We start from the raw sequence: 13,480 nt of genomic DNA on the forward strand, positions 1-13,480 counted from the left end.
CAGGGAACGCCGGAGACGGGCGGGATAAAGGTACGCCCATTCGAGGACCTGCTCAGGTGGAACCGGATCCGTCCAGCCCCCACCTGCACCCGCTCACCCTCCGAACAAACAGGGCCGGTGGCGGGTTTCAGAGCCCCGGCGAAGCCCACCTCCAGGAAAACCGGGACGCCACGAACATCCGTGCGGAAAACTCCGGCGCGCACCCTTGAACCTGCGGGAGGGCGGGGCGCCACCACATCCTGCGCGACATCGCCCCCGGCTCGCCGAAACGCACAAGACGCGTAATCTGTTGGTGAACGCAGGATCCTGTCAAATCGGGGGTGGGCACCAGCCCCTCCCCCGTGTGATCCCACGGACACAGTCACGGTTTGTTCAAGCAACTCGTTCTTCGAAACAAGGTGAGTGGATTTGCAGTTCCTCAGCGACATTCTCCGGGACCAGCCACTGGTCGCATTATTCATTTGTATCTCCCTGGGATATCTCCTCGGGAAACTCAAATACAAATCCTTCAAACTGGGCGGCATTGCCGGCACCCTGATAGTCAGTGTTGTCATCGGCCAGCTCGGCATCGAACTCAATGACACGGTGCGCACAGTTTTCTTTGCCCTGTTCATCTACGCGGTCGGCTTCCAGGGTGGCCCGCAGTTCTTCCGCGCACTCAATCGCCGCTCCCTCAACCAACTGCTCTCCGCGGTGCTGACCTGTGTCCTCGGACTACTCACCGTCCTGGTGGCCGCCTGGACATTCGGACTCGACCGCGGTCTCGCCGCGGGTCTCGCCGCGGGTGGACTGACACAGTCGGCGATCATCGGCACGGCCGGTGACGCCATCGCCAATCTCGGGCTTCCGGCGGACGTGACCAAGCAGATGCAGAGCAACGTCGCCGTCGGCTACGCCGTGACATACATTTTCGGCTCCCTCGGTCCGATCCTGCTGATCAGCTGGTTCCTGCCGATGATCAAGAAATGGGATATCCGCTCGGAGGCCATCAAGCTCGCCGCCAAGTTCTCCGGCGGTCGTCCCGAACTCGAGGACGGTCAGTTCAACGGAATGCGCAGCATCATCACACGCTGCTACCGCGTCGCCCCCGGCAGCCCACTGGTAAATCAGAGCTCCGCTGAGTTCGACAGGGACCTCGACCCGGCCAGCGTCGAATCCGTGGTGCGCAACGGCAAACAGATCGAGGCGGGGCCGGACACCACGATCCACGACGGCGATCTCGTCGTGGTCACCGGCACCAGGGAAAGTCTGGAACCCCTTGGCACGCGGCTCGGTGCGGAGGCGGAGCCTCCCGCCGGACTGGTGGAGGTTGAGGAAAAGCGCGAGGTCGTGCTCACCAATCGTGCGCTGGTGGGCTCGACCCTCGGCGATGTGCACCAGAAACTGAATGGGCAGTCCGACTACGGCATCTTCTTCAGCGGAGTCCGCCGAGGTGGAAAGGACCTGCCAACCCTCCAGCATGTGGAGCTGCACCGTGGCGACGAGATCACCCTGGTGGGTCGCCCCACCGATATCGATCGCGCACAGAAGCAACTGGGCTATCCCATCCCCGCGGGTGCGGTCACCGACTTCGTCTTCTTCGGCCTCGGAATCGCCATCGGTATGCTCATCGGTCTGATTGAGGTGCCCCTCTTCGGGGTTTCGGTCAGCATCGGCACCGGAGGCGGTTGCCTGGTCTCCGGCCTCGTCTTCGGCTGGCTGCGCGGCGTCCACCCGAGGTTCGCCTCACTTCCCACGGGCGCATCGAATTTCCTCCGAGATTTCGGCCTGGCGGCGTTCGTCGGCGCCGTCGGCCTCGGCGCCGGGGCACAGGCACTGACCGCCATCAAACAATCCGGGCTCTCCCTGCTGCTCCTCGGTGTCTGCGTGACACTGATCCCGACGATCCTGAGCTTCTTCCTCTCCTACTATTTGCTGCGCATCCGCAATCCGATCGAACTGCTCGCGGCGATAGCCGGAGGTCGAAGTGCGAATCCGGCCTTCGCCGCACTCATGGGCAAGGCCGGAAACGCCACCCCGGTGGTGCCGTTCACCATCACCTATGCGGTGGCCAACGTGCTGCTCACACTCTGGGGGCCGATCATCGTGAACCTCGTTACCACCAACGTCTCCTGACCCGGCACGGCAGCGTCGGCAAGCACAGCACACACCGGACCAACAACCAGAAGGAAAAACAATGACACGAAACAACACACCCGCAACGATCCTCCCCGACACTTCACTCAGCGAGGACCTCAGCCCCTTCGAGCTCAAGGATCTGCTGATCAAGGCCGCCTCGAGCGATTCCCACCGCCTCATGCTCAACGCCGGTCGCGGTAACCCCAACTTCCTCGCCACACTGCCCAGGCGGGCCTTTCTCAGGCTCGGTGAATTCGCCCTCAACGAATCGGAAAGGGCGTACTCCTACCTCGACAGCGGTTTCGGAGGGCTGCCGCAGACCGAGGGCATCATCAACCGTTTTGAATCCTTTGCCGCCACCCACCACGACGATGAGGGGGTGCGTTTCCTCCGCGCCGCGCTCTCCTATGTCGATGATCAGCTCGGTATCAACAGTGCCGACTTCCTCGCCGAGGCCGTTGCGGCCTCGCTCGGCTGCAACTACCCGGTTCCCCCGCGCATGCTGAACAACAGCGAGAAGATCGTGGGCGCCTACCTGCGCAAGGAGATGTGCCGCGACGCCGACACCGGGGCATTCTCGCTGGTCGCCACAGAGGGTGGTACCGCGGCGATGACCTACCTCTTCCAGTCCATGTTCGCCAATGAGCTGCTGCACCCCGGGGACAAGATCGCCATCGGCACCCCGATCTTCTCGCCCTACCTCGAAATCCCCGTGCTCCCCGGCTTCGACCTCGAGGTCGTCGACGTACGCATGGATCAGAACCTGGACTGGCAGTACCCGAAGGAGGAGCTGGACAAGCTTCTGGACCCGGCGGTGAAGGTCTTCTGCCTGGTCAATCCGAGCAACCCGCCGTCAACGAAGCTGACAGATGAGAGTCTGAAGGCGATCGCGACGCTGATCAGGGAGCACCGTCCCGATCTCTTCGTGATCACCGATGACGTCTACGGCACCTTCGCCGATGATTTTTCCTCATTGTTCGCCCTCGCCCCGGAGAACACGGTGCTGGTGTACTCCTTCTCGAAGTTCTTCGGAGCAACGGGCTGGCGTCTGGGCACCATCGGAATCCACGAGGACAACGCCATCGACCGCGCGATCGCCGCGCTTCCCGAGGAGACCCGGGACAGGCTGCAGCGCAGGTACTCCTCGCTGACCACGGACGCGTCGAGCCTGAGGTTCATCGACCGTCTGGTCGCGGATTCGCGCGCGGTGGCCCTCAACCACACCGCCGGGCTGTCACTTCCCCAGCAGTTGCAGATGACGCTCTTCGCACTGCATGGACTGATGGACCGCCTCAACCGCTATGAGGACGCCGCGAAATCCCTGATCCGGCAGCGCGAAACCACCCTCTACGCCAATATCGGTGCTCCCCGTGCCTTCCAGCCCGAGGACGTCGACTACTACACGCTCGTCGACCTGCAGGAGCTCGCCGGCGAGCTCTACGGCGACGAGTTCGCAGCCTGGTTCGCCAAGGGTGATCACGGTCGGGACTACCTCTTCCGGCTGGCCCGCGAGACCGGGGTCGTCCTGCTGCCAGGCAACGGTTTCGAGGTTGTCGACGCCTCCGCCCGCGTCTCGCTGGCGAACCTCACCGACTGGGAGTACGTGGCCATCGGTCGCGCCACCCGGACGATCCTCGATGAGTACCACGAACAGTTCACCAGCCAGGGCTAGTTTCACCACCGGAGGTGGCAACCGCCAGGCTGTAGCCGCCGGTGATCCCACGCCGACCGGTGCGGGGTCGCGAACACCGCGGCGTTAGAACACCGCGACCAGGCGCCCCGTGACCTCCCCCCTGGCGAGGCGACTGAGACCGGCGGGGATGTCGTCGAAGTCGATCTCGGAGAGGGCGATCTCCAGATCGCCCCTGGCGATCCAGTCCAGGAGTGCGGAGAGGTGCCCGGGGTTGCCAGCGGGTGTGGATCCACGCAGTGTTACGTTCCTGCTCACAAGTGCCATGGTGCTCACGGTGGCCTCGGTGCGTCCGAGACCGACGATGACCACCCGTCCCTCGGGCCGGACCGCGTCGATGGCACCGGAGGTCGTGGTGCCGAAGCCGGCGAAATCGATGACCGCGTCCAGGTCCTTTCCGGCAAGTCCGGACACATCGGAGACAATCTCAGTCACGCCGTTGGCGCGTGCGGTCTCCCACACCTCCTCCCGGGGTTCCGCGGCGTAGACGGTGGCACCGGAGAGCACGGCAATCCTTGCTCCGGTCATCCCCAGTCCGCCCAGACCGACAATGCCGATTCGGCTGCCCGGCGCGGCTCCGCCGTGAGCAACGACCCCGGTGTAGGAGGTCAGTCCGGCATCGGAGGAGGCTGCCGCCTGCGCCCAGGACACGCCCTCGGGAATGTGGACGGTTTTCGCAGCGGTCAACAGCGTGTACTCCGCATAACCGCCGCTGCGGGTGATCCCCGGGGCATCGCCCGCGGAGGTTGCGCTGACCACACGGTCACCAGGGCTGAATCCCTCGACATCCTCCCCCCTTTCAACCACCTCCCCTGCAACCTCGTGGCCGAGCACCACCGGGAAGGGGATCTGGAACGGGAACTGACCCTCGGTATACGCCACGTCACTGTGGCAGAGTCCCGCTCCGTGCACCCTCACCAGGAGCTGCCCCCTGCCCGGTGTCGGGGTGTCCACCTCGGCTTCGCGAAGTGGGGTTCGGGTTCGGTCGAGCAGCCAGGCTTTCATTATCTTACCTTTCCGTTTTCGGTGGTGGGGATACCTTTATTGTTCTCCCCACCACCCGGAAAATCGACCCCCGAGGGGTGTCCCGCGCCCACACCCGGTCTGGCCACCGGGCCACCGGGCTAGTCGTAGATCGCGATGAACCTTCCGACGTTTCCGCCTTCACGGAGTTTATCGATCGCCTCGGGGATCTGGGCTTGGGTGATGCGGTTGATCGGGGGATGCAGCTTCCCCGATCGCATCAGCTCCAACAGCGCCGCGAGGTCCTCACGCGTGCCCGAACTGGATCCCTTGATAGTCAGCTGCTTGTTGATGAGCTGGTAGGTGTTCAGCGGTGCCTCCGAACGGCCCATTCCCACCTGCACCAGCGTCCCGTACTTGGCGAGCACGTTCACCCCCGCCGCGGTGGTGGTTCCGAATCCGGCGAAGTCCACCACCACCTCCAGGTCCCTGTCCGCGAATGGTTCGCCCCGGGTTTAATGGAGGGTAGGAAATTGGAAAAGGAAACCCTTACATGCCCACCAAATACACTGTCGAGCTCAAGCAGCGCGCTGTAGAACTCGTGCTCCACGCTCAAGCTGATCCCGTCACCGCCCGGGGCGCGGTCACCCGCATCGCCGACGAACTCGGCGTGAGCAAGGAAACCCTGCGCGTCTGGGTCCGCACCCACAAGCAATCCGGAACCGACACACCGGCCGAATCGATGGACCTGGAAACAGAAAACCGCAGGCTGCGGGCCGAGCTCGCCGAAGCCAAACGCGCCAACGAGATCCTCAAGAAAGCCTCGGCTTTTTTCGCGGCGGAGCTCGACCGCCCACACAAGTAATCGTCACCTTCATCGACGACAACCGTGCTCAGTTCGGGGTCGAGCCCATCATCCGCGTCCTGGCCACCACCAGCGCGAAGATAGCCCTGAGCACGTATTACGCCCACAAATCACGGCCTGAATCAGCCCGGTCCATCCGGGACAAGCAGATCACCCGGGCACTGCGCCGGATCTTCGAAGACAACTACTCATGTTACGGCGCCCGGAAGCTGTGGGCGGAGATCAACCGCGAGGCCACCTTCGGTCACGTCGCCCGCTGCACCGTCGAGCGTCTCATGGCGACCGACGGGCTGAAGGGGATCCGGCGGCGGAAGAAAAGACCGTCAACTCGCAGCGCCGACGCCGGCGAGTGTCCTGTCGACCTGGTGGAGCGCAACTTCGCCGTGACCGCGCCGAATATGCTGTGGGTCGCCGATATCACCTATATCCCCACCCGGGCCGGGTGGGTGTATGCGGCGTTTGTGTTGGACGCCTACACCCGTGAGATCATCGGTTGGCAAGTGACGAACCACATGCGGGTCTCGTTGGCCCGCGATGCCTTGGATATGGCCCTGTCGGCTCGTCTTCGCGCTGGTGAGGACGTCTCTGGGCTGATCCACCACAGCGACCGTGGAGTGCAATACCGCTCTATTACCTACGGCGAGTCATTGGCGGAGTCGAAGGTCGTGGCCTCGGTCGGATCCCGCGGCGACTCCTATGACAACGCGATGGCCGAGGCGTTGAATTCGATGTTCAAGGCCGAGCTGATCGACCGCAGGACGTGGCCGGCGCTGACCGATGTGATCGTGGCGACCTCGAAGTGGATCGGGTGGTACAACAACCGCCGGTTGCACTCCGCACTGGCTCATCGCCCGCCGAAGGAAGTTCACCAGGAATGGCAGAAGTATCAGGCCTACGCGGCCTGATCGACAAGTAAATCACCCTCTACAAAACCCGGGGCTTGACACACCATCAAGTCTCTGCTGGTGACCGCACCGGTTGTTGTTCGACAGCGTTACACGGCGATGACAACTGACACTCTAATCCGGACCTTGTCCCGGTGCCGCCCACCTACGGACCTCATTGACCCTGCTAATGGGGCTTTGGCCAGTTTGAAGAGCTTGGCCACTACCTACAACAGGCTGCGGACAGAATGCGCTGAACTCGATGCCAAGATCGCTGATTTAGTCGAGACGATCAATCCCGAAATGGTACAGATTTTTGGATGCGGGACTGTTACCGCTGCAGAACTGATCGTCAGCGTAGGCGACAATCCGAAGCGAATCCGTTCACAGGCTGCATTGGCACATCTGTGGGGAGTCGCACCTATTCCTGCGAGTTCGGGACGCACGAACCGGCATCGACTAAACAGAGGGGGCGACCGGCAGGCGAACGCAGCCGTGCACCGTATTGTACTGGTCAGAATGCGGCACGATGAACGCACACGCAACTATGTTCAACGGCGAACCAAAGAAGGACTATCGAAAAAAGAGATCATGCGGTGTCTGAAACGTGCCATCGCCAGAGAGATCTACCAGGTTCTCTGCGTAGGCCGATCTGTAGACCAGCCGAGCAGGCTCAGGGGTGAGGAGTTCAAGGCCCGTCGGCTGGAAAAAGCCCTTTCTCAAACCCAAGTCGCTGAGAAACTCGGTTGTTCCCCGGCCAGGATCAGCGATATAGAAACAGGCAAACGCCGACTGCTGGAGTTGAAGATAGCCTACGAAGAATTCCTCAAAGCAGCTTGACACACCATAGGAGCATCACCGGGGATCTGAAAGGGACGCAGATCCGAGGTTTGCACAACCACCTTCCCCGGAGACCGCAGGCCTGGGACGGCTGACCGATCAGTGTCTCGGCGCGTCGCAGTGCACCGCCCATCGGGACTTCGTGCCGTCCGGGAGGAACGAACCTCTTCGCGTTGACGAATCCACCCCGTCGGCGTATCAATGGGATCATCGAAGTAAAAACGTCCCGCCATTTCCAGCCAGGCGGGACGAACACACGCGGGAATAGGCGAACCGTTACTTCTTCATCACTGAAGGAGAACGTATGCCCATTCCACAGCCCGTAGTCAGGCAATCCCTGAAGCCCCACTGGCTCGCCCTGAGCGGTCTCTCGGCGGTGTTCCTGTTCGGGATTCTCGACAATTCGATACTCAACGTCGCGCTGCCGACGATCGGCCGGGAATTGCACGCGTCCGCAACGGGGTTGCAGTGGATCACCAGCTCCTACGCGATCGTGTTCGGCGGACTCATGCTCGCCATCGGCGCCATCTCCGACCGGTACGGTCGGCGCCGTGTGATGCTCATCGGGCTCACCCTGCTCGCCGCCGCCAGCCTGCTCACCGTGTTCGTGCGGAACCCGGGCGAACTCATCGCCGTGCGTGTGCTGATTGGCGTCGCCGCCGCAATGACCACGCCCGGCACGATCGCGCTGACCTTCCGGCTGTTCGTTGATGACAGACTCCGAATCCGAGCGATCTCCCTCGTCACCGCCGTCGGGCTGATGGGCCTTGCCGCCGGGCCGGTCACGGGCGGTTTCCTGCTGGCGGTTCTGCCCTGGCAGGGACTGCTGCTGATCAACGTGCCGATCGCGATCATCGCCTTCCTCGGCATCCGGGCGGGAATCGCCCCCGACCGGCCGGAGGATCTGCATCCCGCCCCGATCGATGTCGCCGGGGCCATCCTGGGCACAGTCGCCATCGTGCTTGGACTGCTGACTCCGACACTGTTTGTCGAGGTCGGTGGGAGCTCGCCGCGGCCGTGGGCAACCACCGTCGCCGCGGTCATCGCTGGTGCAGCGTTCGTGTGGCGCGAGCGACGCGCCACGCACCCGCTGGTGGACGCCACGCTCATCACGCAGCGACTGGTCTCCGGCGGACTCGCCTACAAGGCAGCCACCGGGCTGGCCGTGGCCGGCCTCAGTTACCTCATCAGCCTGCAGCTGCAACTGTCCCGGGGATGGTCGCCCGCCCTCGCGTCGCTGGGCATGCTGCCCCAGGTGGCGACCCTCCTGGCGGTCGGGTTCGTCGTGGAGAGGTTCGTCGACCGCGTCGGCATCAACCACGCCGCGTGGCTCGGTTCCCTCAGCGTCGTGGCCGGACTGGTGATCTACGTCGCCCTCGGCTCGCAGGGTTACCCCTGGGTCGCTGTCACGCTCGTGCTGACCTCGGCGGGCCTGCGCGTGGTCGGCCTTGTCGCAGGCGTCAACGTCATGAGAGGCGCGCCAGAGAACCGCACCTCCATCGCCGCAGCCATGGTAGACACCACCGACGAGATCGCCTCCGCCGTCGGTACCGCGATCATCGGCACGATCATCGCGGCGATGTTCGTGGGCGATCTCACGGACGACCCGTGGACGGCGGTGCAGAGAACACAATTCGATGATGCCGCAACCCTCAGCGTCTCCATAATCACCGTCATCGCCGCGCTCCTCATCGCCTGGGCATTCAGACGGACCCGCACCGCACCCGCCCCGGTGGAACTCCGCGCGTCATGACAGATTGAGACACTGCGGGAGGAATCCCTCACCGTGGCCCGGAAACGCCAGAAGCCGCCCCGAAGGGCGGCCTGGCCGAACTATCCATCCTCTGACTTGATCTGCACAGGAGGTGTTCATGAGAACACCGGGTGCAATAAGCCACTCATGGTGGAGCTAAGGGGATTCGAACCCCTGACCCCCACACTGCCAGTGTGGTGCGCTACCAGCTGCGCCATAGCCCCTTGTTTCAACTCGTATTAATGTACATGCTCCGCCTCGGATTGGCCAAATCCGCTGGTCAAACGGAAAATCCCCCGCAGTGCAGGGGATTTTCGGAGTGTGCGTCGTCTAGCTGTTGAGCACGGCGGGGATCCACTGGTTGATGTCATCAACCTCGACGTCCTTGCCGTCACGGAGGACACGCGGGGAGGACAGGGAACCGGTGGTCTCCTCGAGGTGCTCGGCGTTGGCGGTGGCGATGTCGTTGGCCCGCCCCAGGTTCTCACCGTTCCTGATGGATTCGACCACCGAGGAATCGGCGCCCATGGACTCCGCGGCCGAGGCGAAGTCATCCTCGGACCACTTGTTCACGATATCGGCCTGATCCTCGAGGAGCAGGGTGCGGTAGTTCCAGTAGAGGCTGGCATCACCGGTGTCGGCCACCGAAAGGATGGCTGCGAGCGAGTGGGTGGAATGTCCGTCGGTGTTGCCCCGGTCGAGGAAGTTCAGCGGATGAACCTGAACGACGAGGTTACCGGCCTCGATCTCCGAGAGCATGTCATCATCGGTGTTCTCGGCGAGTGTGGCGCAGTGCGGGCAGGAAAAGTCCTCGTAGAGCTCAACCCTGGGTGCATCCGCTGCGGCGTTGTCGGAGGAGAGGGTGACGTAGTCTCCGGAGAGTTCCGCGTTCATGGTGACGTTCTCAAATTCCCGATCCGCCACGTACTCCGTCTTCGAGCCACGGCTGCTGATGACGATGTAACCGACCACGACCGCGGCGATGACCACTATCGCCACGAGCGCCCAGAGGAAACCCTTGCTTCCCTGGTTCGGGTTCTGAACTTTTGTGCTCATTGATTCCCTACCTTGAATTCCATTTCTCCGGTGCCACCCCTGCGGGCAGCCCGGACTTTACCCGCAATTGACCTTAAACCACCGGGGCACCGATTCACTCCTCCGGACGCCCTCCGAGATGGGATTCACAGTCGATTGGCGGGTTTCCACACCGAAACACCCAAACTCCCCTACTGACCCAGCACCTCGGAGACCAGGGCCTGTGCCTCGCGCTGCACCTCTGCGAGGTGCTCGGCGCCACGGAAGGACTCCGCGTAGATCTTGTACTTGTCCTCGGTGCCGGAGGGACGTGCGGCGAACCAGGCGTTCTCGGTGGTCACCTTGAGTCCGCCGATCGGTGCGTCATTGCCCGGGGCTCTGGTCAGCTTCGCGGTGATCTCCTCACCGGCGAGGGTGGATGCGGTGACCTGTTCCGGTGAGAGCGCCTTGAGCAGTGCCTTCTGCTCGCGGGTGGCCGGAGCGTCGGTTCGGGCGTAGGCGGGGGCGCCGTACTCCTCGGCAAGCTCCGCGTAGCGCTGTGATGGAGTCTTCCCTGTCACCGCGGTGAATTCGGAGGCCAGCAGGTCCATGATCAGGCCGTCCTTGTCGGTGGACCAGGTGCTGCCGTCCATGCGGAGGAAGGAGGCGCCGGCGGATTCCTCGCCACCGAATCCGATCTCGCCCGAGATCAGACCGGGGACGAACCATTTGAAGCCCACCGGGACCTCAACGAGCCGGCGACCGAGGCGGGCGACGACCCGGTCGATCATCGAGGAGCTGACCAGGGTCTTACCCACGGCGGTGTCCGGCGACCAGCCGGGACGGTTTGCGAAGAGGTACTCGATCGCCACCGCGAGGTAGTGGTTGGGGTTCATCAGCCCGGCGTCGGGGGTGACGATCCCGTGCCGGTCGGAATCGGCGTCATTGCCGGTTGCGATGTCGTACCTGTCGCGGTTGGCCACCAGTGAGGCCATGGCGTTCGGGCTCGAGCAGTCCATTCGGATTTTGCCGTCGGTGTCCAGCGTCATGAACCGCCAGGTTGCGTCGACCAGCGGATTGACCACGGTGAGGTTGAGTCCGTGTGTCTCGGCGATCGCGCCCCAGTAGTCCACCGAGGCACCACCCATGGGATCGGCTCCGATGCGCAGACCCGACTTCGCAATCGCCTCGATGTTGACCACCTTCGGCAGTTCCGCGATGTAGTTGCCCATGAAGTCATACCTGAGCAGACGGTCATCGAGCACTCCGCTCACCGAGACCCTTTTCACGTCCGCAAGTCCGCCCCGCAGCAATTCATTGGCGCGATCGGCGATCCAGTCGGTGGCCTCGGTGTCGGCCGGCCCGCCGTTGGCGGGGTTGTACTTGAAACCGCCGTCGCGCGGCGGGTTGTGCGAGGGGGTGATCACGATGCCGTCGGCAAGCGGGTGGGACGGCCCGGCCGTGCCCCACTGCACGTCCTTGTTGTGGCGCAGAATCGCCACCGACACCGCCGGCGTCGGGGTGTAGCGGCCGCGGTCGTCGACAAGCACCTCAACGCCGTTGGCCAGCAGGACCTCCAGCGCGGAGATCATCGCCGGTTCGGAAAGTGCGTGGGTGTCGCGTCCGACGTAGAGCGGACCGTTCTTGAAGCCGCGGTTGCGGTAGTCCACGATGGCCTGGGTGGTGGCCAGGATGTGCTGCTCATTGAAGGAATTGTCGAGGGAGGAACCGCGGTGCCCCGAGGTTCCGAAGACCACCTGCTGATCGGGGTTCTCCGGGTCGGGTGTCCGCGTGTAGTAGGCGGTCACCACCTCGGCGATGTCGATGAGATCCTCTGGTCGGGCGGGCTGCCCGGCACGTGCGTTGGCCATGATGCTCCTTGGAGGTGTCGTGTCTAGTTGTCCTCCATCATCCTCCGAATCGGATTCCTTCGCAGTGGATGTGCGAAAAACCTCGGGGGTATACTGCTATCCATGGATGGTGTGAGGGTTGGTGCCGGGGCCGCACTGGGTGCCTGCCTGCGCCTGGCGCTCACCATCGTTTTCGGTGCCGGTTTCGGCCCCAGCCTCGCCATCAACATCATCGGATCCTTCATCATGGGTTACCTCCGCCCCGGCCCGTTCTGGGGCACCGGTGTGCTGGGCGGCTTCACCACATTCTCCACCTTCTGCGTCCTGCTTATCGACGCCCCCACCGCCCCGGTCGCCACCGCCTACGCGGTCGCCACCGTTGTCGGCTGTGTCGGCGCATGGCTCCTGGGGGACCGACTGCAATGCTCCTCCTAGTCCTCGTCGCCGCCGCGGCCTTCATTGGTGGCTTTCTGCGCTGGGCGCTCTCACGCCACGGCTCGATCCTGCCCAATTCCCTGGCCTGCCTCGTGGCCGGGGTCCTCATCGGCCTGCCGCTGTCCCCGCTGGTGTCCGCGATTCTCATCACCGGCTTCTGCGGTTCCCTGTCCACCTGGTCGACGCTTTCCCGCGAGCTGGGTTCGATGATCAGGGAACGCAGGTGGGTACGGCTGCTCAGCTACGGCGGCGGCACGCTCGTGCTGGGTGTGTCGCTGGTGTGGCTGGGATCAGTGGCCGCGGTGTTTGTGGAACCGCTTATGATTTAGATGGCAACCAGGAGGACCACGGCGAGAATGAGCAGCGGCACACCGAGGACGAGCAGCGCCGCCACTTTTCCCGCTGTGCGCCCGACGTTGAAGGTGAAGTTCGACCCCGTGCCGGTGTCGATGAGGATCCGCGGATCCTCGGGATCCCTGTAGAGGATTCCCCACCACTTCCCGGCTTCCCCGGGCGGCAGCGGGAACTTCTGTCTCAGTGATGCCTGCACCCTGATCTGGGCCAGGATCAGCCCGGCGGAGGACGCGAGGATGGCGATCAGTCCGATGAGGAACACCGGGCCGCCGTGCCCGCCGTAGGTGGACCCGAGAATGCTCAGGATGATCAGGTTCATGATGAACATGAACCGCGCCAGATGAACCTGCATCCGCTCGAGACCCCCGTGGGTCCGGCGCGCGTCACCGGCTGTTGCAGCTCCCCCGCGCTGCGTCAGGGTCCCGGATTGCATGGAGATCAGCGTGGCGCAACCCACCATGACGACGATGAGGATCACCGGGCCCAGGAGGATGGAGGTGAGGAAGGCCCCGGGGGTCTTTTCCATGAAGCGGTCGGCCTCGCCCCCGGCGTTCCAGTGCACGGGCATGGGATCCGCCAGTTCCGGATAGATGATCCGCAGCATAACGACGGACGCCACCACCGTGATCAGGACGGCGGCGGCGATCCATGCCCACGGCATGGGGACCCGCGAAAGATTGGGCATCGGCTCCGGGCGCTGGTTCATAGCACCCG

General features: G+C 63.6%; 12 protein-coding genes, 1 tRNA gene, 1 pseudogene and 1 other annotated feature. Of the genes and pseudogenes, 8 read left to right on the plus strand and 6 right to left on the minus strand.

What is annotated here, in order from left to right; translation table 11 throughout:
* Positions 1–402 precede the first annotated feature (402 nt).
* Positions 403–2,115 carry an aspartate-alanine antiporter gene (gene aspT / locus B7E02_RS12575; RefSeq protein ID WP_080796560.1) on the plus strand — a complete coding sequence of 571 codons (1,713 nt, stop codon included), beginning with the start codon at positions 403–405 and terminating at the stop codon, positions 2,113–2,115.
* A 61-nt stretch (positions 2,116–2,176) separates the two neighbouring features.
* Positions 2,177–3,790 carry a bifunctional aspartate transaminase/aspartate 4-decarboxylase gene (locus B7E02_RS12580; protein WP_080796561.1) on the plus strand — a complete coding sequence of 538 codons (1,614 nt, stop codon included), beginning with the start codon at positions 2,177–2,179 and terminating at the stop codon, positions 3,788–3,790.
* 84 nt (positions 3,791–3,874) lie between these two features.
* Here B7E02_RS12580 and B7E02_RS12585 read toward each other — a convergent pair whose 3' ends face one another.
* Both B7E02_RS12585 and B7E02_RS12590 read right to left on the minus strand, forming a co-directional pair.
* The gene (locus B7E02_RS12585; RefSeq protein ID WP_080796564.1) at positions 3,875–4,813 is read right to left on the minus strand and encodes a zinc-binding dehydrogenase; all 939 of its coding nucleotides are present in this window, start codon (positions 4,811–4,813) and stop codon (positions 3,875–3,877) included.
* A gap of 119 nt (positions 4,814–4,932) precedes the next feature.
* Entirely contained in the window at positions 4,933–5,250 is a 318-nt protein-coding gene (locus tag B7E02_RS12590) for a zinc-binding dehydrogenase (protein ID WP_218672392.1), read from the minus strand.
* A 74-nt stretch (positions 5,251–5,324) separates the two neighbouring features.
* On the opposite strand from B7E02_RS12590, the gene B7E02_RS12595 reads away from it, so the two are divergent.
* From B7E02_RS12595 to B7E02_RS12610, 4 genes and pseudogenes are all read left to right on the plus strand, one after another.
* The gene (locus B7E02_RS12595; protein WP_080792459.1) at positions 5,325–5,636 is read left to right on the plus strand and encodes a transposase; all 312 of its coding nucleotides are present in this window, start codon (positions 5,325–5,327) and stop codon (positions 5,634–5,636) included.
* Positions 5,597–5,725, plus strand: a sequence feature (AL1L pseudoknot). It overlaps the preceding gene by 40 nt.
* A complete protein-coding gene (locus B7E02_RS14415) occupies positions 5,648–6,541 on the plus strand; it encodes an IS3 family transposase (RefSeq protein ID WP_245802197.1) in 894 nt (297 codons plus the stop codon). (Overlaps the previous feature by 78 nt.)
* A gap of 45 nt (positions 6,542–6,586) precedes the next feature.
* Positions 6,587–7,360 (plus strand): annotated as a pseudogene (locus B7E02_RS12605) (transposase); the annotation flags it as partial.
* A gap of 304 nt (positions 7,361–7,664) precedes the next feature.
* Positions 7,665–9,113: an MFS transporter gene (locus B7E02_RS12610; protein WP_080796568.1), complete on the plus strand. Its 1,449-nt coding sequence runs from the start codon at positions 7,665–7,667 to the stop codon at positions 9,111–9,113.
* Between the two features lie 148 nt (positions 9,114–9,261).
* On the opposite strand, the gene B7E02_RS12615 is transcribed toward B7E02_RS12610, so the two are convergent.
* From B7E02_RS12615 to pgm, 3 genes are all read right to left on the minus strand, one after another.
* A tRNA-Ala gene (locus tag B7E02_RS12615) sits at positions 9,262–9,337 on the minus strand.
* A gap of 106 nt (positions 9,338–9,443) precedes the next feature.
* Positions 9,444–10,169 (minus strand): DsbA family protein, encoded by a 726-nt coding sequence (locus B7E02_RS12620; RefSeq protein WP_080796570.1) that lies wholly within the window; start codon positions 10,167–10,169, stop codon positions 9,444–9,446.
* A 170-nt stretch (positions 10,170–10,339) separates the two neighbouring features.
* The gene (gene pgm / locus B7E02_RS12625) at positions 10,340–11,998 is read right to left on the minus strand and encodes a phosphoglucomutase (alpha-D-glucose-1,6-bisphosphate-dependent) (RefSeq protein WP_080796572.1); all 1,659 of its coding nucleotides are present in this window, start codon (positions 11,996–11,998) and stop codon (positions 10,340–10,342) included.
* 102 nt (positions 11,999–12,100) lie between these two features.
* On the opposite strand from pgm, the gene B7E02_RS12630 reads away from it, so the two are divergent.
* Positions 12,101–12,412 (plus strand): fluoride efflux transporter family protein, encoded by a 312-nt coding sequence (locus B7E02_RS12630; RefSeq protein ID WP_080796937.1) that lies wholly within the window; start codon positions 12,101–12,103, stop codon positions 12,410–12,412.
* Complete coding sequence (locus B7E02_RS12635; protein WP_080796574.1) at positions 12,400–12,741, plus strand: fluoride efflux transporter FluC; 342 nt, start codon at positions 12,400–12,402, stop codon at positions 12,739–12,741. Before B7E02_RS12630 ends, B7E02_RS12635 begins: the two co-directional genes overlap by 13 nt.
* Here the strand turns inward: B7E02_RS12635 and B7E02_RS12640 are convergent.
* Positions 12,738–13,472, minus strand: coding sequence for a DUF1648 domain-containing protein (locus tag B7E02_RS12640; protein WP_080796577.1), 735 nt, complete (start codon positions 13,470–13,472; stop codon positions 12,738–12,740). The two genes, B7E02_RS12635 and B7E02_RS12640, sit on opposite strands and share 4 nt — an antisense overlap.
* Between the last annotated feature and the right edge of the window lie 8 nt (positions 13,473–13,480).

Origin of the sequence: Corynebacterium pacaense, from assembly GCF_900169525.1 — a bacterium.
In the GTDB taxonomy this organism is placed as follows: Bacteria; Actinomycetota; Actinomycetes; order Mycobacteriales; family Mycobacteriaceae; genus Corynebacterium; species Corynebacterium pacaense.